This is a genomic window from Rhodococcus sp. MS16 (genome assembly GCF_013277795.1).
In the GTDB taxonomy this organism is placed as follows: domain Bacteria; phylum Actinomycetota; class Actinomycetes; order Mycobacteriales; family Mycobacteriaceae; genus Rhodococcus_F; species Rhodococcus_F globerula.
In genome coordinates, this window is record NZ_VBTM01000004.1 from 214331 (window position 1) to 235973 (window position 21643).

The following is a 21643-nucleotide window of genomic DNA, read 5'->3' on the forward strand; positions in this document are numbered from 1 at the left end:
CGGCCGTGTTCGCTTGCCCACATACGCTCGGGCACGCGGCGGCGCTGTCGGTACGTCCTGCCATGATGGTGCTCATGCCTGCGGACACCGGACTGGACCCGGAACAATCAGCCGCCGTGCTCGCTCCACGCGGCCCGGTATGTGTACTCGCGGGTGCCGGAACAGGCAAGACACGCACGATTACCCGGCGAATCGCCCACCTGGTTGCCGACGGTCATGTGCAGGCCGGGCAGGTCCTGGCGGTCACGTTCACCGCGCGCGCAGCCGGTGAAATGCGCGGCCGACTGCGGGAGTTGGGTGTTGGTGGCAGCGGCCCCCAGGTACAGGCGCGCACGTTCCACGCTGCTGCGCTGCGGCAACTCAAGTACTTCTGGCCGCAGGTGATCGGCGATACCGAATGGCGTCTGCTGGATCGTAAGTTCGCTGTTGTCAGCAGCGCCGCAGCCCGGGTTGGTTTGCCGACCAGCACCGAAAGCGTGCGCGACCTTGCGAGTGAGATCGAGTGGTCCAAGGCGTCGCTGATCGCGCCCGAGGATTACCCGCGCACCATTGCCAAGTTCCGCCGGGAGGCACCGGCCGATCCGGCGAAGGTAGCGCAGGTTTACGCGGCGTACGAGGAATTGAAGGCGCGCGGCCAAGACGGCATGCTGCTCGATTTCGACGATCTTCTCCTGCACACCGCTGCGGCACTCGAGGAGCACTCGTCCGTGGCCGACGAGTTCCGTGAGCGCTACCGCTGTTTTGTCGTGGACGAATATCAGGACGTCACGCCGCTGCAGCAGCGGGTTCTCGACGCGTGGCTCGGCGACCGCGACGATCTCACGGTGGTCGGCGACGCCAACCAGACCATCTACTCGTTCACCGGAGCTACACCGAATTACCTGCTCGACTTCTCGCGGAAGTTTCCCGAGGCAACAGTGGTCCGGCTCGAACGTGACTATCGCTCCACACCCGAGGTCGTCTCGCTGGCCAACCGGGTCATCGGCGCTGCCACCGGGCGAATCGCCGGTACCCGATTGCAACTCATCGGACAACGCGCGCCGGGTCCCGAGCCCGAGTTCGCGGAGTTCAACGACGAACCGTCCGAGGCACTCGCGATAGCCCGGTCGGTGAAACGTCTGATCGCCGCAGGCACACCGGCGGCGGAGATCGCGATCCTGTACCGGATCAACGCGCAGTCCGAAGTGCACGAGCAGGCACTCACCAAGCTCGGCATCCCGTTCCAGGTGCGCGGCGGCGAGGGTTTCTTCACTCGTACCGAGGTTCGTCAGGCGGTGACGGCGCTGCGGCAGGCCGGCGGTCGTGACGACCTTCCTGAAGGGGCAGACAGCGGCGCCGGACTTCTCTCGCTGGTCCGGGCGGTACTGGCACCACTCGGACTGACCAACGAGGAACCAGCCGGTACGCAGGCGCGCGAGCGCTGGGCGTCACTGACCGCGCTCGTTGCGCTCACCGAGGAGCAGTTGGTGCACGATCCCGAACTGACGCTTCCCGGTCTCTTGCAGGAGTTGACGGCGCGGGCCGAAGCGCGGCACCCACCGACGGTCCAGGGCGTCACGTTGGCGTCGTTGCATGCAGCCAAGGGCCTCGAATGGGACGCCGTTTTCCTCGTGGGCCTCAACGACGGCACCCTCCCCATCCAGCACGTGCTCGGCGATTCCAACTCCGCGCCCGATGAGGCAGCGGTCGAAGAAGAGCGTCGACTCCTCTATGTCGGTGTCACGCGCGCCCGTGAGCATTTGCACTTGTCCTGGGCATTGGCGCGCAACGAGGGCGGCCGGAAATCCCGACGCCGCTCACGGTTCCTGAACGGGTTGATCCCCGAGGACTCGCCGGCCTCACGAATTGCCGCGCCCGCGCAGTCTGGCAAGAAGCGTCAGCGTTGCCGTGTCTGCGGAAAACCGCTCATGGGAACGTCGGCCACGATGCTCGGTCGATGCGAGAATTGTCCGTCCAACATCGACGTCGAATTGCTCGAGAACCTGCGTGCGTGGCGTCTCGACAAGTCACGCGAGAAAAAGGTGCCTGCCTACGTCGTGTTCAGCGACAACACGCTGACTGCGATCGCCGAGCAACGACCGCAGGACGCTCGGGGCCTGGTGGCCATCAATGGAATCGGACCGAAGAAACTCGAGGACTACGGCGAAGACGTCCTCATTATTTGCAAAACTGCAGGTCAAAAATAGGTTGTGCAGTTTCCGAGAATTCTCTAGTCTGGTTTCCAGTGCTACGGGGAGACTCGTGCGCTGAAAATTATCCGGACCGATCAGAAATGGAGGTGGCAAAAATGACGAACATGATTTCGTACCCCGTGCGTGAACAGTTCGCTGTTGCCGCCGCCCAGCTGCACCCAGCAGCAATCAGGTCCGTGTCTCTAAGCCATCGAGAAAATCCTCGATAGGACACATCCGTTCACTTACGGCCACGGACCCCGCATTACGCGGACCGTGGCCTTTGTGTTGGATCCCGTGCTTTCCGGTTTCCCGCTCGGTTGTGGTTCGCACCCATCGAACCCATTTTTTGCGACACGCCTGTCGCATCCAAGCTAGGAGAGACGAGTTGTCTACCCAGACATGTCGAGCCGTCACATTCATCGAGATCGCTTCCACCCGCCACGACCTGCCGTGCCGCGTATCCGATCCCGATCTGTGGTTCGCGGAGTCCCCGGCAGAACTCGAAAAAGCCAAGGCGCTCTGCGCGCAGTGCCCCATCCGCTCCCTCTGCCTGGGTGCAGCTCTCGACCGCGAAGAGCCGTGGGGAGTGTGGGGCGGAGAAATCCTCGACCACGGTGCCGTCATAGCAACCAAGAGGCCGAGGGGCAGACCACGTAAGCAACTCGTGTGCGCCTGAGGAGCCGGTTACACCTGTTACACCTGTGGCTCCGCAAATCCCGGCAGCCACCGGGTCAGGATCTCCATGTACGGGGCGTACGCGTCCAACTGGGCACAGATGCCCACCGAGCCGAGGAGGACTCGGAAGATCATCAGGTACTCGGGCGGCAAGTTGAGTGCCCGGGCCGTCCGGAACTGCGCGCTGTTGAAATCGGTCGCAGTTCCGGCGGCTCGTTGAAGCCAGGTTCGAGTGAAGTGAAACGACTCGGTCTGAATCGGATCGGTGAACGGACGTAGGTAGTCGGCGATTTCCTGTTCGGTGACGGTGCGGCCTGGAATGACAAAACCGTTGGCGCGCAACAGTTCCGTCAGTTCGTCGAATCGTTCGTCGACCGCCAGTCTGACCATTGTTCCCAAGACGGTGGGTAGCCCGCCCGGGAACGGGGCCGCCGCACCGAAATCGATGACACCCAACCGGCCGTCGTCGAGCAACATGAAATTCCCGGGGTGCGGATCGCAATGCAGCAGGCCGACGCGCGCCGGTGATGCGAAGTGGAACTCGGCGAGCAGCGCACCGGCTGCATTGCGCTGGTTCGGCGTTCCGCTCTCGATGATCCTGGTCAACGGCGTTGCCGTCATCCATTCGGTGACAACAACTTTCGGTGCGCTGGCAACAACGCGCGGGATGAGGAACTGGGGATCGCCCTCGAATTCCGCGGCGAATGCTCGCTGATTGTCAGCTTCGATCCGGTAGTCGAGTTCTTCCTCGGTTCGCGCGGTGAACTCCTCGATGACCGGACGCACGTCGACGCCGGGCATCACCGATCCGAACAGTCCCGCAAACCGAGCGAGAGTTTTGAGGTCGGCACGCAGGGCTTCGTCGGCGCCGGGGTACTGCACCTTGACGGCCACGTCGCGTCCGTCGGACCACACGGCCCGATGGACCTGCCCGAGGCTGGCCGATGCGGTGGGGGTGTCGTCGAAGGATTGGAACCGATCACGCCACTTGGTTCCCAGTTGCTGATCCAGCATCTTGTGGACCTGCTTGACGGGCAACGGCGGCGCGGCGGCCTGGAGCTTGTTCAGGGACTCGCGATACGGCTCCGCGAATTCCTCCGGAATGGCCGCTTCCATGACGCTGAGCGCCTGGCCCAGCTTCATGGCGCCGCCCTTGAGTTCACCCAAAACCGAGAACAACTGCTCCGCGGCCCTGGCGCTGAGCTGGGCGTCGATCTGGTCCTTGTCACCACCGGCGAGCTTGCGTCCGAAGCCCATTGCGGCCCGCCCGGCCATCCCAATCGGAATGCTTGCGAGTTTGGCAGTACGGGCAGAGCTTTTGCGCGGGATGTCGGACACCCCACCATCATGTCTGACGGATGCCACCGGCGCCCGTCACGGGTGCGAGGTAATGGCAACTGCACGACGTTTGTCGAGGCCAGCGACGTGTCGTGATGCGATATGGGACAAGATCGATCTCGAGGGTAGAGAACAAGCTGACCGGCGTCGTCGCTTCGGACGCACTGATCGCCGACTCGATCTCGGACAGAGCGAGCGCGGTGGTCGCATGAATCATCGCGGGATCGGCGTAACCGGCGCTACCGAGCAACTGCGCCGCCAGGTGCAGCCAGTCCGGATCATGGGCCGCCCGGGTGATGTCAGCGCATCGCAGACAACTCGAGTGCCCGGGCAGCACCATTGGCCCGACAACGCCGCAGCCGTCGCGCAGGTGAACGGCAAGGTGGGGTATGCCGTACCGGACGAGGTCGGCACATAGACGAGGATCGGTGACCACGTCATCGGTCAGGACAACAAGTGCATTCCGCCACCCGGCAACGACGTGGCTGCTTCGGTAGCCGTGTGAGCGATGGACGGAAGAGCTGCCGTGACGCAGAGCCTGGGCTATGGAGTCGGACAGCGGTCCTTGCCCGTGGACGCGAATCGATCCTGTGTCGGCGCGCTCGCCCCGACTTGCCCGGAGGTATCCGCCTGCGGTGAGTTCGGCGAGCAGTTCGGTCATCACTGCGGCGCTGATACCGCGCCCCGTCGCAGTCCACATGATGGTCGCGATACTCGTGTGTCCGTCCATCAAGCGGAGTAGGGCTTGCAGGTCCCTGCCGTCGATTCCGTCAGGGGGAGTCAGGATCACAGCTTTCCCCGGGCGCCATCCGAGTTGAAGCCGGCCGTCCGGGCGCAGAAGAACAACGATCCGTGGATCCCATTCGGGACCCACGGATCGTGTGGTGTTCGGTGTGCTCATTCACCGATAGTGACAGTGAGCTGCGCTCTCCGGATTGCGAAAATCGTAGTTATCCACAGGCTTTCGAAGCGCTGACCTTGCACTTCGGTGTGGATCGCAACTTTTCGGTTTACTTGTCGTCCTGGCCGTCGTCAGCCGGTTTGTCCGATTTCGGCTTGTCTGTTTTTGTCTTGTCCATGGCTTCTTCGGCGGCCCGTTCCTTGGCCAGCAGAGCCTCGAGCTGAGCCATCGGATCGTCGAAATTGCCGGACTCGCCACCACCGGTGACACGTTCGATGAACGAGGTCGGGGCATCGAGGTCGCTGGAATCAGGCAGCAGATCCGGGTGCGACCAGATGCCGTCGCGGGCTTCCATTCCGGCTTCGGCAGTCAAGCGCTGCCACAGAGTTGCGGCTTCGCGGACCTTGCGCGGACGCAGTTCGAGTCCGACGAGTGTTGCGAACGTCTGCTCTGCCGGTCCGCCGGTGGCGCGTCGACGGCGAAGCGTCTCGCTCATCGCGGCAACACCGGGCAGGCGTTCACCGAGTCCGGCGGTGACTACCGTCTCCACCCAGCCCTCGACCAGAGCCAGCAGTGTTTCGAGGCGCTCGAGAGCGGCCTTCTGCTCCGGAGTGGTCTGCGGTTCGAAGGTGCCCTGTTGCATCAGGGCTTCCAACTTGGCGGGATCGGCCAGAGCCGACGGGTCGAGATCCTTGGCGAACTCCTCCATCGCCGAGAAGTCCATGGTGATCCCGCGGGCATATTCCTCGACGGTGGAGAGCACTCGCTGGCGCAACCACGGCACATGGCTGTACAGGCGATGGTGAGCAGCCTCACGTGCGGCGAGGAACACCAGGATTTCCTGATTGGGCTGTTCCAGCCCGTCACTGAACGACTGAACGGCCGCGGGAAGAAGAGCGGCGGTCCCTGCCGGGCCAAGGGGGAGGCCGATATCAGTGGAGGACAACACTTCCTTGGACAACTGGCCGAGAGCTTGGCCGAGCTGTGAACCGAATGCGAGTCCGCCCATCTGCGTGAGCATTCCCATCATCGGGCCGGCCATCTGAGCGGCCTCGGGCGGCAGGCCCTGAGCCCACATCCCCGACACCTTCTCGGCGACCGGATCGCACAGGCGCTTCCAGGTGTCGATGGTGTTGTCGAGCCAGTCGTTAGCCGTCCACGCAACGGTCTTGGTGGCGCCGGCGGGCAGCGTCGTTGCAGCGTCCAGCCACAGTTCCGCAAGGTGGGCCGCGTCGGCGATGGCCTTGACGTTGCCCTCGGTGATCGGTGTGACAGAACCGATCTGCTGGCGCGCGAGTTTCTTCGCGACGTCGTAATTGACAGGACCCGATCCGCCGGAACCCATCGACGAACCCATGCCACTGAGCATCTGGCCGAATTGCGTCAGCATCTGCCCGAGTTGTGCGGGGTCGAAACCTTCACCGCCCGCACCGAATCCGAACGGCATGTCACCACCCCCGAACGGATTGCCACCGGCCGCGTTCTTGTCACGGTCGGGATCGTCGTCGGAGTTGGAGAAGCCGAACGGCATGTTGCTCATACCTCAACGGTACAAGGGTTGGAGGCCTCGAGTAATGCGCGCTGTCACGCTGATGGCGAACAGCGGAGGCAATGGCTCTACCCTGGACAAGGTGAATCGACGGATCGTGACTCTCCTGGCCGCCCTAGCTCCCATCGTCGTCTTGGGCATCGTCGGATCGCTCGTCACCGTTCCGTACGTCGCGCTCGGGCCGGGACCGACGTTCAACACGCTGGGCACAGTCGACACCACCGTCGACGGCAAGCAGGTCACGAAATCCGTGGTCGACATCGAGGGCACCGAACTCGATCCGACAACCGGCAACCTCAATATGACCACCGTCTCCGTTCGTGACGGCCTCAATCTCTTCGAGGCTTTTGGTCTCTGGGCCAGCGGCGAGCACGGATTGGTTCCCCGCGCCGAGGTGTATCCGCCGAGTAAGACGAAGGAAGAAATTCAGCAGGCCAACACAGCTGACTTCCAGCAGTCCGAGAACAGCGCGGAACTCGCGGCACTCAACTTCCTGGGCAAGCCAGTCGCGTTGACCGTCACGAAGGTCACTCCAGACGGTCCCGCCAGTGGTGCCTTGGTCGAAGGTGACACGCTGGTGAAGATCGGTGATACCCCCGTCGACACCGTCGGTTCGGTGCAAGAAACCGTTGCGGCGATAGCGCCGGGCACGCAGGTGCCGGTCACCGTGATTCGCGGCGGTGCCGAAACGACAGTGCCCGTGACTGTCGGAGCCCGGCCGAACCAACCCGAACTCGGATACCTCGGCATCACGCCGGAAGAGGTTCCCGACGTTCCGTTCGACGTGACGTTCAACCTTGCCGACATCGGTGGACCGTCAGCCGGCCTGATGTTCACCCTCGCGCTGTTGGACAAGCTGACGCCAGGTGAACTCAACGGAGGGCAGTTCGTCGCGGGAACCGGAACCATCGATTCGGACGGCACCGTGGGGCCCATCGGAGGAATCCGCTTCAAGCTCATCGCAGCCGCGGACGCCGGTGCTTCGACGTTCCTCGTCCCTGCGCAGAACTGCGACGAGGCAAAACAGAACGCGCCGGACGGGCTTCGACTGGTGAAGGTCGACAACCTGTCCGGCGCGGTTGACGCACTCGACAGCCTCAACTCGGGCGGCGAAGCACCCAGCTGCTAGTCCTCTGCTAGTCGTCTTCGACTTCGTCCAGCGTCGCGTACAACGCATGAACGATGTGAGGAGCCAAACCGTCGTACGTCAGAAGCGCCGGCTCGGCGTATGGATCTGCGTCCTCGTCCGGGCGCATCTGCAACAGCGACAGGGACGGGCCGTCGCGGAGGACGCCGACAAACAGGCGTGCCGCTCGTCGGTCCGGGTGCGCGTCGGCCGTCAGTCGGGCAATTTCGTCAGCCGCGTGTTCGTCGGTCAAGACCGGCTCGACGGCATGGTCGAGATCCGATTCCGCGGCGGGCGGCAGAACCACGATTTCCTGCACGAGGATGCAACCCTCGACGGAGTCGGGCCAGTTGGTCGTGGCCAGGAACTCGTCGAGTGCGCGTGATCCGCCGATGATGTCGTCGGGGAGTGGCTCCTGTTCGATCGGGGTGTATTCGGCCCCGTCCTCGAGTTGGTCGAGCAGGCCCGGTTCGGCTGCGGCAAGCAGCTCGGTGGGTACCAGGGCATACAACTTGGGTGGCTGATCCCAGCCTTCGGCGTCGATGTGGTCGACAACTTCATGAACGCACCGGGCTAGTGCCTTCGGTGACCTGTTCGGATTTTCTTCACTCACCCGTTCATCCTTGCACCTCGTGTTGTCACGCCGTGACTGTTGTTACGTAGAGTGGTCCGAAACGGCCAAGTCCACTCGGACATGGCTGCACTGATCGATGCACTCGGTTGCGGCGCCTCGGCGTCGCCGAATCTTGGAGCGTGGCACGTGGGCATGCGGCCCCCCGCAGGTTTACCCTCTCTGTCCAGACGCAGTCGAATCCTGTTGGGGGTAGCCGTAATTGTTGCGGTACTCCTGCTGATCGGTCCGCGACTGATCGGCATGTACACCGATTGGTTGTGGTTCGGCGAAGTCAATTTCCGAGGTGTTTTCACCAAGGTTCTCCTGACCCGCGCGCTGCTCTTCCTCGTCGTGGGTGTTGTGGTCGGTGCCATCGTGTGGTTGGCGATGATGCTCGCGTACCGCTCGCGTCCCGTTTTTGTTCCGGTGTCCGGTCCGAATGATCCGATCGCGCGCTACCGCACCACCGTCATGTCGCGTCTGCGTCTGTTCGGTGTGATCATCCCGATCGCAATCGGACTGCTGTCCGGGTTGATCGCGCAGGCCAACTGGGTCACGGTCCAGTTGTTCTTCAACGGTGGTTCGTTCGGGATCTCCGATCCGCAGTTCAACCTCGACGTCGGTTTCTACACGTTCGATCTGCCGTTCTACCGCTTCGTGCTGAACTGGCTGTTTGTCGCGGTTCTCCTGGCGTTCGTAGCGAACCTTCTCACGCACTACATCTTCGGCGGCATCAAACTCGCCGGTCGCGCGGGAACGTTCACCACGGCTGCTCGCATCCAATTGGCAGTCTTGGCAGGAACTTTCGTTCTGCTCAAGGCAGTTGCGTACTGGTTCGACCGGTACTCGCTGCTCTCGAGCGATCGTAAGGAGCCAACGTTCACAGGCCCCGGTTACACCGACATCAACGCGGTGCTGCCGGCCAAGCTGATCCTGCTGTCCATCGCAGTGATCTGTGCGCTGGCGTTTTTCGCGGCCATCTTCACGCGGGATCTCCGCATTCCGGCGATGGCTGTCGCTCTGCTCGTGCTGTCGTCGGTTCTGGTCGGTGCCGTGTGGCCGATGATCGTCGAACAGTTCTCGGTCAAGCCGAACGCCGCAGACAAGGAAAGCGCATACATCGAGCGGAACATCGCCGCCACCAGGCAGGCGTACGGCATCACCGACGACAAGGTGACCTATCAGCCGTATTCGGGTGACGGCACCGCAATTCCGCGCGACGTTCCGGCGGACGTCACGACCATTGCAAACGCACGCTTGCTGGATCCCAACATTCTTTCGCCCACGTTCACACAGCAGCAGCAGCGTCAGAACTTCTACGGATTCCCGCCGTCGCTCGACATCGACCGCTACGAGGTCGCGGGCGAAATGCAGGACTACATCGTTGCGGCGCGTGAACTTTCGCCCAACAACCTGCAGGGCAACCAGACGGACTGGATCAACAAGCACACCGTCTACACACACGGCGACGGCTTGGTGGCAGCGCCGGCCAACAGGATCACCGCTCCGGTCCTCGATCCGACCAAGGAAGCAGCCAACAACAACGCGGGTTACCCGATCTACACGGTAAGCGACATCGCGTCGTTGGCCGCAGGAACGCAGGTCATTCCGGTCGATCAGCCACGCGTTTACTACGGCGAGGTCATCGCTCAGGGCACCGCGGACTATGCGATCGTCGGTGGGGCGAGCGGCTCCGAACCGCGTGAGTACGACACCGAGCAGACCAAGTACACGTACACCGGATCCGGTGGTGTCGATATCGGAAACTGGTTCAATCGGTTGGCGTTTGCCGCCAAGTACACCGAGCGCAACATCCTGTTCTCCGGTGCGGTCGGCTCCGATTCCAAGATCATCTACAACCGTGACCCGCGCGATCGCGTCGGCCAGGTTGCTCCGTGGCTGACAATGGACGGCGACGCCTACCCGGCTGCTGTCGACGGCAAGATCGTCTGGATCGTCGACGCGTACACAACGCTCGAGAACTACCCGTACGCGCAGCGCAGTTCACTCGAGGGCCTGGTGGCCGACAGTGTCGACGCCACCACTGGCCGACTCCTCCCCAAGAAGGAGGTGTCGTACATCCGTAACTCGGTGAAGGCCACTGTCGACGCTTACGACGGCACGGTCACGCTGTACCAGGTCGATGACAACGATCCCGTCCTCAACGCCTGGAAGGGTGTGTTCCCGAACACCGTCCAGCCGCAGAGCGCGATCTCCGACGACCTGCGTGCGCACTTCCGGTACCCGGAGGATCTGTTCAAGGTCCAGCGCGAGATGTTGGCGAAGTACCACGTCGACAACCCGACCGAGTTCTTCACCAACAACGCGTTCTGGTCGGTACCCAACGAGCCGACGGTCGAAGGTTCCAACCAGAACGAGCCGCCGTTCTACGTGATGGTCGGCGATCAGGAGACCGGTGAGCCGGCGTTCCGCCTCATCAGCCCGATGGTCGGCTTCCGTCGTGAGTTCCTCTCGGCCCACATTTCGGTGGATTCGGATCCGAAGAACTACGGCAAGATCACCGTCCTGCAGTTGCCGACGGACAAACAGACGCAGGGTCCGTCGCAGTCTCAGAACTCGATGATCTCGGATCCGCGAGTGGGTTCGGAGAAATCGATCCTCGAGAGAACCAACACCATTCGATACGGCAACCAGTTGGCGTTGCCGATCGCAAAGGGCGGCATTCTCTACGTCGAGCCGATGTACACCGAACGCAGTAACGCCAGTACGTCGTTCCCGCAGCTCTCTCGCGTCCTGGCCAGTTACCAGGAACCGGGTGTGTCCGGTCGTGTTCGGGTCGGCTACGCGTCGACGCTGGCCGAGGCTCTCGGTCAGATCTTCGACAACGGCGGTGCTGCCGGTGTGGCAACGGCTCCGGGCGGAACGGCCGAGACTGCGCCGACTCCGGATACGAGCACGGAAACCAATCCGACGCCCGGCGCCCCGGCCCCGGCTCCGACCGACACCGCGGCGGTTGTCGCGGAACTCGATGCAGCGCTGGTAAATCTGCGAGCTACTCAGCAGAGCGGCGACTTCGCTGCATACGGTGCGGCGTTGGATCGTCTGCAGAAGGCAGTTGACGCCTACCAGGCGCTGCCGAAGTAAGGGTTGTCGTAGCACAAACGCGAAGGCCCACCATCGAAATCGGATGGTGGGCCTTCGCGTTTGTGCTTGTGCGTTGTGGGTTGTGCTTGTACGCCGGTATCAGCGCAGTGCTGCGAGCACCTGCGGGTTGGTGTCGGCGAGCTGCTGGAACTGCGCGCCGAAACCGTACTGGTCGGCAAGCGCGCGAGCGGAGTCGTAGGCCTGCTGTGCTGCGGGCTTGACCTCGGCCGGGATCTGGGTTGCGGTGATGGGTGCTTCGACGACGGCCGGTGCTTCTTCGACGACCGGTGCGGGCGCCGGAGCCTGCTCCTCGGATGCGACGGTCAGGTGCCTGCCGCAGCTGGGCCATGCGCCCGGGCCCTGGGACTGCAGGGTGTTCTCGGCAACGCGGATCTGCTCTTCCTTCGACGCGTTTGCGGGGGAGCCGGAGCCGCCGTTGGCGGTCCAGGTGCTCTGCGAGAACTGAAGTCCGCCGTAGTAGCCGTTTCCGGTGTTGATGTTCCAGTTTCCGCCGCTCTCGCACGCTGCGACGCCGTCCCAGTTGTGGGTGGCTGCGGATGCGGTGCCGGTGGAGATGGTGAGGGGTACTGCAACGAGGGCGCCGGCTACGGCCAATGTGCCTACTGCACGCTTGCTGATGCTGGTGTAAGACATGGGGTAAATCCTCTCCGCGCTCGCTGACAACGGCGGGCCTGCGGGTCGAGGTGATGCTTTCGTCCCGGGCGCTTCTCTCTCCGTGTCTCTGCCCCTCGAAGGTTTCGGGGGTTCCGATCCCGCGGGGCAGAGTCAGGCAGCGGCGGGTCGGCGTTCGCCCGGTTGATTCGGGCCGGGATCGACCGTACGGGAGTTGCTTTCAAGGTTCACTTCACGGTTTTGCGAGCTGACTGTTCGGTATCGGTTCGAAAAATCCGGACAATCGCCAGGTCAGATCCCGGCGATGCGGATTCGAGGTGTCTCCGTTACACGTCTGTTATGTGTTGATGGTCACGGTGAAATTGTGAAGCCGGTCACCGAAAATCGTGGTTCGGGGCTCGGATGTGACTCTGGCGCAGGCGATTTGCATTCTGTTCACCGGCTCGTGTAGTTTTATCCATGCATCGCGGGGTGGAGCAGCTCGGTAGCTCGCTGGGCTCATAACCCAGAGGTCGCAGGTTCAAATCCTGTCCCCGCTACTAAAGAAAGAACCGCCGCACTGGAATCCAGTGCGGCGGTTCTTTTTTGTCAGTGTGTGTTGGCGTGTGTCGGTGTTCAGCAGCGCGTCGTACGGACGAGTAGTCCGGCGACGTGAGCGCTCGCGGCGGCGCGGGCAGCAACAGCGTCACCGGTCTCGATGGCCGAGACGATCCGGGCATGCTCGGCCACGGCGAGCCGCCGGTTCAGATCCGAACCCCACATGTCCGTCCGAAACAGATGTGATTGGCCGTCCAGGCGGTGCAGCGCGTCACGGAGTGGGTCGTTGGCCGCTGTTTCCCGAATCAGATTGTGGAACTCGAGGTCCAACGCGGAATCGCGACGCCGATCCGGTGCGGTGTCCAACAATTCACGTTGTTCCTCGACCATCTTGTTCAGTTGGGAGACGACGTCGTGAGTGGCGCGGGTTGTAGCGCTGAAAGCCGCAAGACCGTCCAAGACCTCCCGGACCTCGAACACCGCGCGCAGCGAGTCCGCATCGAGCGATTCGACCTTCGCGCCGGCGTTGCGGGTGTGTACCGCGATGCCTTCGTAGATCAATTGCTGAACGGCCTCGCGAACCGGTGTTCTACTGACATTCAGCTTGGATGCGAGTGCGGGGACACTGAGCGGCGTGCCTGGGGCGAGTTCGCCGGAGAAGATGAGCTCTCGCAGTGTCTCGTGTACCGACTCGGTCAGCGGTGCACGCTCGGTTGTGGTCATGATTTCTTCTTCGTCATGGATTTCGTGGTCCCCTTGCACAGTGCTGACATTACCCGGCCGCGCGTACTCGTTCGGCTTCTCGCAAGTCCCCACCCGGGGCAATCCCACCTTTCAATCCTGCGACCTTGGCCGCGATGTTCTCGGCAATCGTGATCGGCGGATACCCGACCTCGCCGGGCTGCAGTGTTCCCGGTAGCGCCTCGATGACGGCGTCGTAGTTTCCGTCGAAAAAGAATGCGGCAGAACGCCGTCTGATGATCCGACCGTCGACGACCGGCGGATCGACGCGGTGAATCGTGGACCGCCAGCGGTCGTTGGTCCAGCGAGCCATCGCGTCGCCGAGATTGATCAGCAGGGCGTTGTCCGCTGGTTGGGCGTCATGCCAGAGATTGTCGGCGCCCAGGATCTGAAGGCCGGGCACCTGATCTGCCCAGAGGATGGTCAGAATCCCGAAGTCGGTGTGAGCGCCCATACCGGTCATTTCCCCGGGCATCGCGATCTCGCTTTCGGGGAGCGCGTAATTGTTCATTTTCAACGCATTGATCGAGTGGTCGAGCATGGAGTCGAAATATCCTTGCTCCAATCCCAGCGCATCGGTGAACGCGCGCATCAGGATTGCAGCCAAAGTCTGTGCGTGGGAGAAGTATTGCTCGACAGCAGGCCTGAATCCGGGTGCCGCATCCGGCCAGGTGTTGGCGGCGTAACTGGATTCGGGGAGGTCGAGGTCCGGGTAGTCGGCGGCCTCGGTTCCGACGACGACGGCTTCGTAGAAATCGTTCATCATATTCGCGGACGCGACACCCAGGCTCATGCTCAACGACTCCGACTTCGGCGGAGAGTATCCACGGTTCTCGGACGACGAGCGGGCGTACGTCTTCTTCACGTCCAGGGGCAGGGCGAAGAACTCGTCCAGTGCGTCGGCCAGTCCGTCGATCGATTCGCGTGGAATTCCATGTCCCACAATCTGAATGAAGCCGACTTCGCGGCAAGCCCGGTCCAGGTCGGTAGCGACGGCAGCGCAGGCAGCGTCGTGGCGCTCGTCCGGCGAGTTCGCGACGTATGGGCTCATGACGTAGGGGCTGATGTCGATGGTGGGAATCTCGAAGCTCATGTCGGTAGGTCCTTGTTTCGATGGGGAGTAGGTCGATCAGCGGCCGGACGTGTGCCACTTACCGACCAGAATGCGGGAGAGGTATCCGAAAGCGGAGAAGACCAGGACACCGAACAGTGATGCAATGACGATCGCGCCGATCAGATCCTCGGACTGAAGTCGGCTGCGGTAGACGTCGAGAAGGGTGCCGATGCCGGGTTGTCCTTTTGCGAAGAACATGTCGCCGATAATGGCACCGACCACAACAAGTCCGGACGCGGTGCGGATGCCGGTGAGAATGGCAGGCATCGCCGCTCGCAGTTCGAGCTTTACCAGCCGATCCCAGCGCGATGCGCGTCCGAGGGTGAAGAGTTCATGCAGTCCCCGGTCCACGGACTGCAAACCGAAGTGGGTGTTGGTGATGATGGGGAACGCCGCGATCAGTACACACACCAAGGTGCGGGCAGTCATGCCGTAGCCGAACCACAGGCCGATCAACGGGACTATCGCGAGAATGGGAATGACCTGAAGCACAACGGCATACGGGTAGACGATCCGCTCGATCCACTTGGCCTGACTCATCAGTACACCCGTTCCGACGCCGATTGCAACGGCGACGACAAATCCCACCGCCGCGACCTGCGCGGTGACGGCCAGCGCTTCGAGCATCGGACCGAGGTGTTTCCAGTCGAGTAGCGACTGGGTGAGCACCCGACTTGGGGGCGGCAGCATGAACTGGCGTTCGGGTGAGAGGACCAGGTTGCTCACTATCGACCAGAGCGCGAGAGCGCCGGCCAACGAGAGAAGGGGAAACGCGATCATGCTCCCGATCCTCTTCAGGCGTTGCTTCCAGAGCTGCGTGGGTAGGGAAGTTGCTGTGGTGCTTACTACTTCGCGGCGAAGTGTCAGTGCTTCGGTCATCGGAGGCTCCCGTGCAGACTGGCCGAAATTTCGGCGACGTATTCGGTGAAACGGGCGTCGTACCGCAGTTCCGGGCTGCGTGGGTAACCGAAGCCGATGTCGACGACAGAATGGATGCGACCAGGTCGCGCGGTCATGATGACAACCTTGTTGGCGAGATACACCGCCTCGGACACCGAATGCGTGATGAACATAGCGGTGAATCCCTTGTCCGCGTATAGCCGTTGAAGTTCGACCTGCATGTCGAGGCGCGTCATTTCGTCGAGAGCACCGAACGGCTCGTCCAGGAGCATGACCTCCGGAGCCAAGGTCAGAGCCCGCGCGAGAGACACTCGCATCTTCATGCCGCCGGACAGTGCATTGGGCAATTGCCCCGAGAAGTCTCGTAGACCGACAGCGTTGATGGCTTCGCCGGCGCGTTCACGACGGAGGGCTTTGGACACGCCGCCCAACTCGGCTGACAACTCGACATTGGATTGTACTGTTCGCCAAGGTAACAGCGTCGGCTCCTGGAAGATGAAGCCTACCGATTCGGTGTCGAGGGCAACGGATCCGCTGGTAGGACGCTCGAGGCCGGCTGCCATGCGCAATAGTGTCGACTTGCCGCAGCCGGACGGGCCGACCACGGCCACGAAGTCGCCACGGCGCACATCGAGATTGATGCCGTCCAGTGCCACCGTGCCGGTGTCGAATTTCTTCACTACATCGGTGAAGGCCATCTGCATGGACGTGGTCAGTCTGCGTGCGTCGGTGTCCTGCATCGTGTTTGCGAGTTTCATCCGTGCCTCCGGATCGTGTGATGCATGCAAAATATCTGCGTTCTGATGGGATTGAGTGTGGATTGCATGTATGTCGGGCGGATTTCTCAGTGTTAATTGATTGTGACATTGCAGGTGAATCGGTTATCTCGAATGATTAACCTGCGAGAAACAAAGCGGCATCTGCATGTAATCGAAGTGCTACAGACTCTGCTCATCCCCAATCTGCATGCCAGAGTCACTTCATTCGAGGAGAACCCGTGAATTCCAAACGTACAACCGTGGGAACCGCCAGTATTGCCCTCGCATTGCTTGCTGCATTCGGGTTGAGTGCATGCAGTTCGAGTGACGCCGACACGGCCGTTGCGTCGGAAGCGCTCGAGCCCGCTGCGGAGGGCCAGACACTAGCCGGCGTGTGCCCGGAAAACGTTGTAGTGCAGCTGCAATGGCAGCCGCAGTCGGATATGGGTGCGCTGTTCGAGATGCTCGGGCCGGGATATACGGTCGACACGGACGACAAGTCGGTCAGTGGCACTCTGGTCGCGGGTGGCAAGGATACCGGCGTCGATCTCACACTTCGGGCAGGTGGCCCGGCGATCGGGTTCCAGTCCGTCAGTTCTCAGATGTACGTGGATGATTCGATCACGCTGGGTCTGATCCATGGCGATCAGGTGATCGCCGCGTCGGCGAGTCAGCCCGTCATGGCGGTGACTCCACTACTCAAGTACAGTCCGGCAATCGTGATGTGGGACCCTACGTCGCACCCTGATTGGAAGAGTGTTGCCGACATCGGCAAGACCGATGCAAGCGTCGTGGTGTCCAAGGAACAGTTGTTCCCGCAGTGGCTGGTTGCGAAGGGGTTGTTGAAGCAGTCTCAGCTCGACACGAGTTACGACGGCGCACCGTCGCGCTTCGTCGGCGACCCGACCATTGCGCAGCAGGGATTCGCGAATTCCGAACCGTACACGTACGAGAACGAGACGCCGGCCTGGGACAAGCCGGTTTCCTTTGACCTGCTGAAGGATTCAGGCTTCGACATCTATGCGTCCAATGTGTCGGTCCGCGCTGACAAAGTAGAATCGCTCTCGTCCTGCCTGACCAAATTGGTTCCGATCATCCAGCAAGCGAGTGCCGACTACATCACCGATCCGGCCGCGGCCAACAGCGCGATCGTCGACGTTGTCTCCCAGGATATTTCGTTCAGTCCATACACCGAGGGCGAGGCTGCCTTCAGTGCTCAGATGTTGAAAGACGAAGGGCTGATTGCAAACGAGGCTGACGGTTCGGTAGGAACTTATGACATGGCCAGAGTCACCCGAAACGTCGCCGACCTGACGCCCGTTCTGGTGGCCGGCGGTGCAGCGATTCCGGATTCACTGACCGCAGAACAGATCTACACCAACAAGTTCACCAACCCGTCCATCGGAATCCGCTGATCAGGAGACTGGAAAAATCATGACGTACGAGATGACCGAACTCAACCGTGAGAGCCGTATGGGCGGCCTCGGTACCGAAACAACCGACCGCGAAGTGCGACGGATCGATCTCTCCGACTTCGAGAACCGCCGCAGCGAGATAGCGGACGAGTTATGGTCGGCTGCAACCGATATCGGATTCTTTCAGGTTGTCAACCACGGAATCGACATCGGTGAGGTTCGCAAGGCGTTCGCTGCCACGGAGAACTTCTTTGCGCTACCCGATGAGGTCAAGGCCCGATATCCACTCAAGAAGGGATTCAATTCCGGCTGGGAGAGCATGTCGCAAGTGCGGCCGTCGATCGGGACGCCCGATCAGAAGGAGTCCTACCAGGTAACCCGCCCCCACATGGGTGACCTGTGGCCCACCGACGACGAACTCGAGGGCTTCCGCGAAACGATTCTCGATTTCGAGGCACGGTGCTGGGGCGTCGCGATGGCCCTGCTCTCGTGTTTCGCAGACAAACTCGGATTCGAGCGGGACTTCTTTGCGAAAGCCCACGATCCGTCGGTGACCAGTTACCAGAGCACCCTCCGGTTGCTGCACTACTTCCCGCTCGCTCCCGATGCCGATGTCGCAGGAATGTGGCGCGCGGGCGCGCACACCGATTTCGACTGCCTGACCTTGCTCTTTCAGCGCGACGGTCAGGGCGGGCTGCAGTTGTGCCCTGGTAAGGAGATGGAGACCCAGGAATGGACGTCGGTGGAACCTGCCGAGGAAGCGATCACCTGCAACATCGGTGACATGCTGATGCGATGGAGCGACGATGTGCTGCCGTCGAACTTTCATCGCGTCAAGAGCCCAGGCCTGAACGACTACCGGGGCCCTAGATACAGCCTGGCTTTCTTCGCGCAGGCCAACCGCGACATCATGATCGAAGGTCCGGCCGGGAAGTATCCGCCGATCACCGCCGAGGATTATCTCTACCAGCGCGTGAATGCCAATTTCGCCCGCTGAGCCGACCGAAGACGCCGACCGAAGACACGGAGAAAACGATGAATACCGCACCTGCCAGCATCACCATCACCGACGTCACCGTCTACAGCGGCAGGCAATGGCTCGAAGGTCGAGACGTCGTGGTGACTGACGGAATTGTCACCGCGATCGAGGCGTCGCGCGGTACGTCGGCTCTCGGTGACCCGAAGGCCGGAAGTGTTGACGGATCCGGCGCTTACTTGATTCCCGGATTCGTCAACACGCACACGCACATTCAGCAGTCGCTGATGCGGGGGATCGCGGAGGGAACTCCACTACTCGAATGGCTGCTTGCCGTTGCCGAGGAATCCGTGCTGATCACCCCGGAAAAGGCGTACACCGCAACAGTTGCGGCCAGCCTTGAGGCCTTGCGGAGCGGTACCACCACATTGGTGGAACACATGTGGCCGCACCCGTCGAGCGAGGTACACGACGCTGTCATCCGGGGATTGCACGACACCGGGATTCGCGCCCTGCTGGGGCGTGGGGTGGGGGATCGATCGGACCCGACGCGTAAGTGGGGCTTCGATCCGCGGCTTTTGCAGCCATTGGGCGACGTCCTCGATCACACCGATCAGATCATGCGAGACGTTGCCGGATCGCGCATCGATGCGGCTGTGGCAGTGCCGAATCCGAGATCGTTGACTCCGGAGGGAATGGCGCAGGTGCGTGAATTCGCTCAGGCGCGCGGACTGACCGTATCGATACACCTGCTCGAGACACAGACCGACAATATGATGTGTACCGAACACACGGGGATGGGTGCGGTCGACTTCTTGGACGCTAACGATTTCCTGTGGGATCGAGTTCTCGCGGTTCACTGCGTCGAACTTGATGATCGTGGTCAGAAAGTGCTGGCAGAGAGAGGAGTCGGCGTCTCCTACAACCCGGTGAGCAACATGCGACTCGGTAGCGGGGTCGCACCGGTGCCGAGCTTCCTGGAAGCCGGCCTCGCAGTGGGGCTGGGGGTGGACGGCGCCGCCAGCAACGACACGCAGGACATGCTCGAAACCTTGCGTACCGGTGCCTACGTGCAGCGGGCCACCCGAGCGCGTGCGGACCTACTCGGTTTTGGTGCCATGATCGATATCGCCACCGGCGGCGCCAACAGTGCTCTCGGCTTGCCGCCGAGATCAGGCGGTGTGTCTGTCGGAGATGCTGCTGATCTCACCATGATTCGGTTCGAGCGAGACTTCGGATGCCTGCCGGTGCGCGACCCGGGTGCATCCATTCTCACGACCGGCACCCGGCAGATCGTCGACACCGTTCTGGTTGCCGGCGAGGTTGTCATCCGGGACGGGCACTCGACGCGGGTGGACGAGGCTGAGCTGATCAGTGCACTGTCGGCCTAAGTCTTGTCGACGTCCATCTCGATCAGTACGCGGCGCAACAGCTTTCCCGTTGCGTTGCGGGGGAGTTCGTCGATGAACAGGACTTCACGGGGTACCTTGTATCGCGCCAAGTTGGAACGGACGTGAGATTTCAGATCCTCGGCGTTCTTGTCTGCACCGGGGGCGATCACAACGAAGGCGCGCAACCGGTGCCCGAAATCCGCGTCTTCCACTCCGATCACCGCAGCTTCCAGCACGTCCGCATGATCGGCTAGGAGGTTCTCCACTTCGAGGGGATATACATTTTCACCGCCCGAGACGATCATGTCGTCGTCGCGGCCGTCGACGAACAGCAGGCCGTTGGCGTCGAAGTGCCCGACGTCGCCGGTGGAGAGGAGTCCGTTGATGCGCTCCTTGTCGCGGCCGTCGGTGTAGCCCTCGAAGCTGAGGCCGCTCGAGACGAAGATTCGTCCGATCGTGTGGGGGGAGTTGATCTTCTGATTGTTGTCGTCGAACAGTTCGACGTGGCACGTGACGGGCGCCCGGCCGGCAGTGCCCGGTGCGATGGTGAGATCTTCGGGTGTGGCGACAGTGGCGACCGCTACTTCGGTGGAGCCGTAGAGGTTGTAGAGGACGTAACCGAATGCCTCCGTCACTCGTTTGCAGAGATCAGGTGAGAGGGACGACCCTGCTGAGAAAATGATCTTCAGCTGTGAGGTGTCGTATTTCGACAGCACTTCGGGGCCGAGATCGATGATGCGGGTCAGCATGGTCGGAACCACGACAAGGCTGTCGCACTTGTGTTGCGCCACAAGCTTGACCGTGTTCTCGGGATCGAATTTCCGGTGCATCACGACGGTCTGCCCCAAACCGAGGGCGAGGGCGAACTGGGAGACGCCGGTTCCGTGGAAGGCCGGCGCCGCCATCATCATTGTCTGCCCGCGGCGCAGTGGTACCCGGTCGAGGAACTGCGCTGACGCCAACGGCGAGGTGTGGCTGCGCGGCGCGCCTTTCGGGGTTCCGGTGGTTCCGCTGGTCAGAAGTACGAAACCGCCACTGCGTTCCGGCGCCGGCACTGCTGAGGTTCCTCGTCCCGCAATGACGTCGTCGAGTGTGCGGATGGTGGTGTTTTCGCGCTCTGCCCACGCCCGGTATCGCCTTGTGTCCGCAGGGAGGGCGTCGGCGACTTCGGTGAACTCGTCGTCGTAGACAAAGGCCGCGACATTTTCACGGGCCGCGACGTCGACCAGTTGAGGGCGCGCAAATCCCGTGTTCATGAGGACAAGTTTGGTGCCGTTCTTGGCTGCCGCGAGCATGGTCAGAACCAGGCCACGATGGTTTCGGCACATAGCGCCCATCACCGAATCGGATGTGATTCCATCGGCCTGCCAGGCCCGTACCAGTGCGTTGCTCTGCCGTTCCAGTTCGGCGTACGTGATGGGTCCACGTTCGTCGATGATGGCTACCGCATCGAGGCCGTTCTCGGCATGCGCGTGGACGGGACCGGCAAATGGTCCGTACTTGTCCACAGCTGCAATGGATTTCAGACCCTTGTCGAGGCGGGGAAACGGAATCAGTCCTGCTCGTGTCATGACTCCCACGGCGCCGATGGTGTCTGTGATCTTGGTGACCAATCCGGGCATGGGTAAACCTCTTCCGAGCGTCGGTGAAAGGACCGGATCTCAGCCTAATCGAAACCGGACGCTTTCACCGACGAT

The 21643-nt window shown here is 62.0% G+C and carries 17 protein-coding genes and 1 tRNA gene; 8 read left to right on the top strand and 10 right to left on the bottom strand.

Annotated features, from left to right (window positions below):
• Positions 1-62: 62 nt before the first annotated feature.
• Positions 63-2186 carry an ATP-dependent DNA helicase UvrD2 gene (locus FEZ60_RS10490; protein ID WP_172936074.1) on the top strand — a complete coding sequence of 708 codons (2124 nt, stop codon included), beginning with the start codon at positions 63-65 and terminating at the stop codon, positions 2184-2186.
• A gap of 373 nt (positions 2187-2559) precedes the next feature.
• The gene (locus FEZ60_RS10495; RefSeq protein WP_045070502.1) at positions 2560-2850 is read left to right on the top strand and encodes a WhiB family transcriptional regulator; all 291 of its coding nucleotides are present in this window, start codon (positions 2560-2562) and stop codon (positions 2848-2850) included.
• 17 nt (positions 2851-2867) lie between these two features.
• Here FEZ60_RS10495 and FEZ60_RS10500 read toward each other — a convergent pair whose 3' ends face one another.
• The 3 genes from FEZ60_RS10500 to FEZ60_RS10510 form a co-directional block, all read right to left on the bottom strand.
• The gene (locus tag FEZ60_RS10500; protein ID WP_092801093.1) at positions 2868-4187 is read right to left on the bottom strand and encodes an AarF/UbiB family protein; all 1320 of its coding nucleotides are present in this window, start codon (positions 4185-4187) and stop codon (positions 2868-2870) included.
• A gap of 7 nt (positions 4188-4194) precedes the next feature.
• Complete coding sequence (locus tag FEZ60_RS10505) at positions 4195-5088, bottom strand: hypothetical protein (RefSeq protein WP_172936075.1); 894 nt, start codon at positions 5086-5088, stop codon at positions 4195-4197.
• A gap of 109 nt (positions 5089-5197) precedes the next feature.
• Complete coding sequence (locus FEZ60_RS10510; RefSeq protein ID WP_033231148.1) at positions 5198-6628, bottom strand: zinc-dependent metalloprotease; 1431 nt, start codon at positions 6626-6628, stop codon at positions 5198-5200.
• 91 nt (positions 6629-6719) lie between these two features.
• Between FEZ60_RS10510 and FEZ60_RS10515 the strand changes: the two genes are divergently transcribed.
• Positions 6720-7766, top strand: coding sequence for a PDZ domain-containing protein (locus FEZ60_RS10515; protein WP_346343344.1), 1047 nt, complete (start codon positions 6720-6722; stop codon positions 7764-7766).
• A 7-nt stretch (positions 7767-7773) separates the two neighbouring features.
• Here the strand turns inward: FEZ60_RS10515 and FEZ60_RS10520 are convergent, their stop codons facing one another.
• Entirely contained in the window at positions 7774-8376 is a 603-nt protein-coding gene (locus FEZ60_RS10520) for a PPA1309 family protein (protein ID WP_033231147.1), read from the bottom strand.
• A gap of 147 nt (positions 8377-8523) precedes the next feature.
• On the opposite strand from FEZ60_RS10520, the gene FEZ60_RS10525 reads away from it, so the two are divergent.
• Positions 8524-11481 carry a UPF0182 family protein gene (locus FEZ60_RS10525; protein ID WP_033231490.1) on the top strand — a complete coding sequence of 986 codons (2958 nt, stop codon included), beginning with the start codon at positions 8524-8526 and terminating at the stop codon, positions 11479-11481.
• 99 nt (positions 11482-11580) lie between these two features.
• Here FEZ60_RS10525 and FEZ60_RS10530 read toward each other — a convergent pair whose 3' ends face one another.
• Entirely contained in the window at positions 11581-12135 is a 555-nt protein-coding gene (locus tag FEZ60_RS10530; RefSeq protein WP_172936076.1) for a transglycosylase family protein, read from the bottom strand.
• A 444-nt stretch (positions 12136-12579) separates the two neighbouring features.
• Between FEZ60_RS10530 and FEZ60_RS10535 the strand changes: the two genes are divergently transcribed.
• Positions 12580-12653 (top strand) — tRNA-Met (locus FEZ60_RS10535).
• 76 nt (positions 12654-12729) lie between these two features.
• Here FEZ60_RS10535 and FEZ60_RS10540 read toward each other — a convergent pair.
• The 4 genes from FEZ60_RS10540 to FEZ60_RS10555 are packed head-to-tail and all read right to left on the bottom strand — an operon-like array spanning position 12730 to position 16164.
• The gene (locus FEZ60_RS10540; protein ID WP_116101977.1) at positions 12730-13374 is read right to left on the bottom strand and encodes a GntR family transcriptional regulator; all 645 of its coding nucleotides are present in this window, start codon (positions 13372-13374) and stop codon (positions 12730-12732) included.
• 49 nt (positions 13375-13423) lie between these two features.
• Positions 13424-14485: an isopenicillin N synthase family oxygenase gene (locus tag FEZ60_RS10545; RefSeq protein ID WP_172936077.1), complete on the bottom strand. Its 1062-nt coding sequence runs from the start codon at positions 14483-14485 to the stop codon at positions 13424-13426.
• 36 nt (positions 14486-14521) lie between these two features.
• Entirely contained in the window at positions 14522-15385 is an 864-nt protein-coding gene (locus tag FEZ60_RS10550; protein ID WP_033231144.1) for an ABC transporter permease, read from the bottom strand.
• The gene (locus FEZ60_RS10555; protein WP_033231143.1) at positions 15382-16164 is read right to left on the bottom strand and encodes an ABC transporter ATP-binding protein; all 783 of its coding nucleotides are present in this window, start codon (positions 16162-16164) and stop codon (positions 15382-15384) included. The genes FEZ60_RS10550 and FEZ60_RS10555 overlap by 4 nt, the downstream gene beginning before the upstream one ends.
• 239 nt (positions 16165-16403) lie before the next feature.
• On the opposite strand from FEZ60_RS10555, the gene FEZ60_RS10560 reads away from it, so the two are divergent.
• The 3 genes from FEZ60_RS10560 to FEZ60_RS10570 are packed head-to-tail and all read left to right on the top strand — an operon-like array spanning position 16404 to position 19946.
• Positions 16404-17579, top strand: a complete 1176-nt coding sequence (locus FEZ60_RS10560; RefSeq protein WP_045070490.1) for a hypothetical protein — start codon at positions 16404-16406, stop codon at positions 17577-17579.
• Between the two features lie 19 nt (positions 17580-17598).
• Positions 17599-18576, top strand: a complete 978-nt coding sequence (locus tag FEZ60_RS10565) for a 2-oxoglutarate and iron-dependent oxygenase domain-containing protein (RefSeq protein ID WP_045070488.1) — start codon at positions 17599-17601, stop codon at positions 18574-18576.
• A 38-nt stretch (positions 18577-18614) separates the two neighbouring features.
• The gene (locus tag FEZ60_RS10570; protein ID WP_172936078.1) at positions 18615-19946 is read left to right on the top strand and encodes an amidohydrolase family protein; all 1332 of its coding nucleotides are present in this window, start codon (positions 18615-18617) and stop codon (positions 19944-19946) included.
• Here the strand turns inward: FEZ60_RS10570 and FEZ60_RS10575 are convergent.
• Positions 19943-21568: an acyl-CoA synthetase gene (locus tag FEZ60_RS10575; RefSeq protein WP_172936079.1), complete on the bottom strand. Its 1626-nt coding sequence runs from the start codon at positions 21566-21568 to the stop codon at positions 19943-19945. The genes FEZ60_RS10570 and FEZ60_RS10575 overlap by 4 nt on opposite strands.
• Positions 21569-21643: the final 75 nt, after the last annotated feature.

Excerpts from the sequence above, each read along its gene's own strand:
- FEZ60_RS10505 (WP_172936075.1), bottom strand. The coding sequence starts at position 5,088 with ATGAGCACACCGAACACCACACGATCCGTGGGTCCCGAATGGGATCCA.
- FEZ60_RS10510 (WP_033231148.1), bottom strand. The coding sequence starts at position 6,628 with ATGAGCAACATGCCGTTCGGCTTCTCCAACTCCGACGACGATCCCGAC.
- FEZ60_RS10540 (WP_116101977.1), bottom strand. The coding sequence starts at position 13,374 with ATGACCACAACCGAGCGTGCACCGCTGACCGAGTCGGTACACGAGACA.
- FEZ60_RS10570 (WP_172936078.1), top strand. The coding sequence starts at position 18,615 with ATGAATACCGCACCTGCCAGCATCACCATCACCGACGTCACCGTCTAC.
- FEZ60_RS10550 (WP_033231144.1), bottom strand. The coding sequence starts at position 15,385 with ATGACCGAAGCACTGACACTTCGCCGCGAAGTAGTAAGCACCACAGCA.
- FEZ60_RS10555 (WP_033231143.1), bottom strand. The coding sequence starts at position 16,164 with ATGAAACTCGCAAACACGATGCAGGACACCGACGCACGCAGACTGACC.
- FEZ60_RS10530 (WP_172936076.1), bottom strand. The coding sequence starts at position 12,135 with ATGTCTTACACCAGCATCAGCAAGCGTGCAGTAGGCACATTGGCCGTA.
- FEZ60_RS10565 (WP_045070488.1), top strand. The coding sequence starts at position 17,599 with ATGACGTACGAGATGACCGAACTCAACCGTGAGAGCCGTATGGGCGGC.
- FEZ60_RS10490 (WP_172936074.1), top strand. The coding sequence starts at position 63 with ATGATGGTGCTCATGCCTGCGGACACCGGACTGGACCCGGAACAATCA.
- FEZ60_RS10575 (WP_172936079.1), bottom strand. The coding sequence starts at position 21,568 with ATGCCCGGATTGGTCACCAAGATCACAGACACCATCGGCGCCGTGGGA.
- FEZ60_RS10545 (WP_172936077.1), bottom strand. The coding sequence starts at position 14,485 with ATGAGCTTCGAGATTCCCACCATCGACATCAGCCCCTACGTCATGAGC.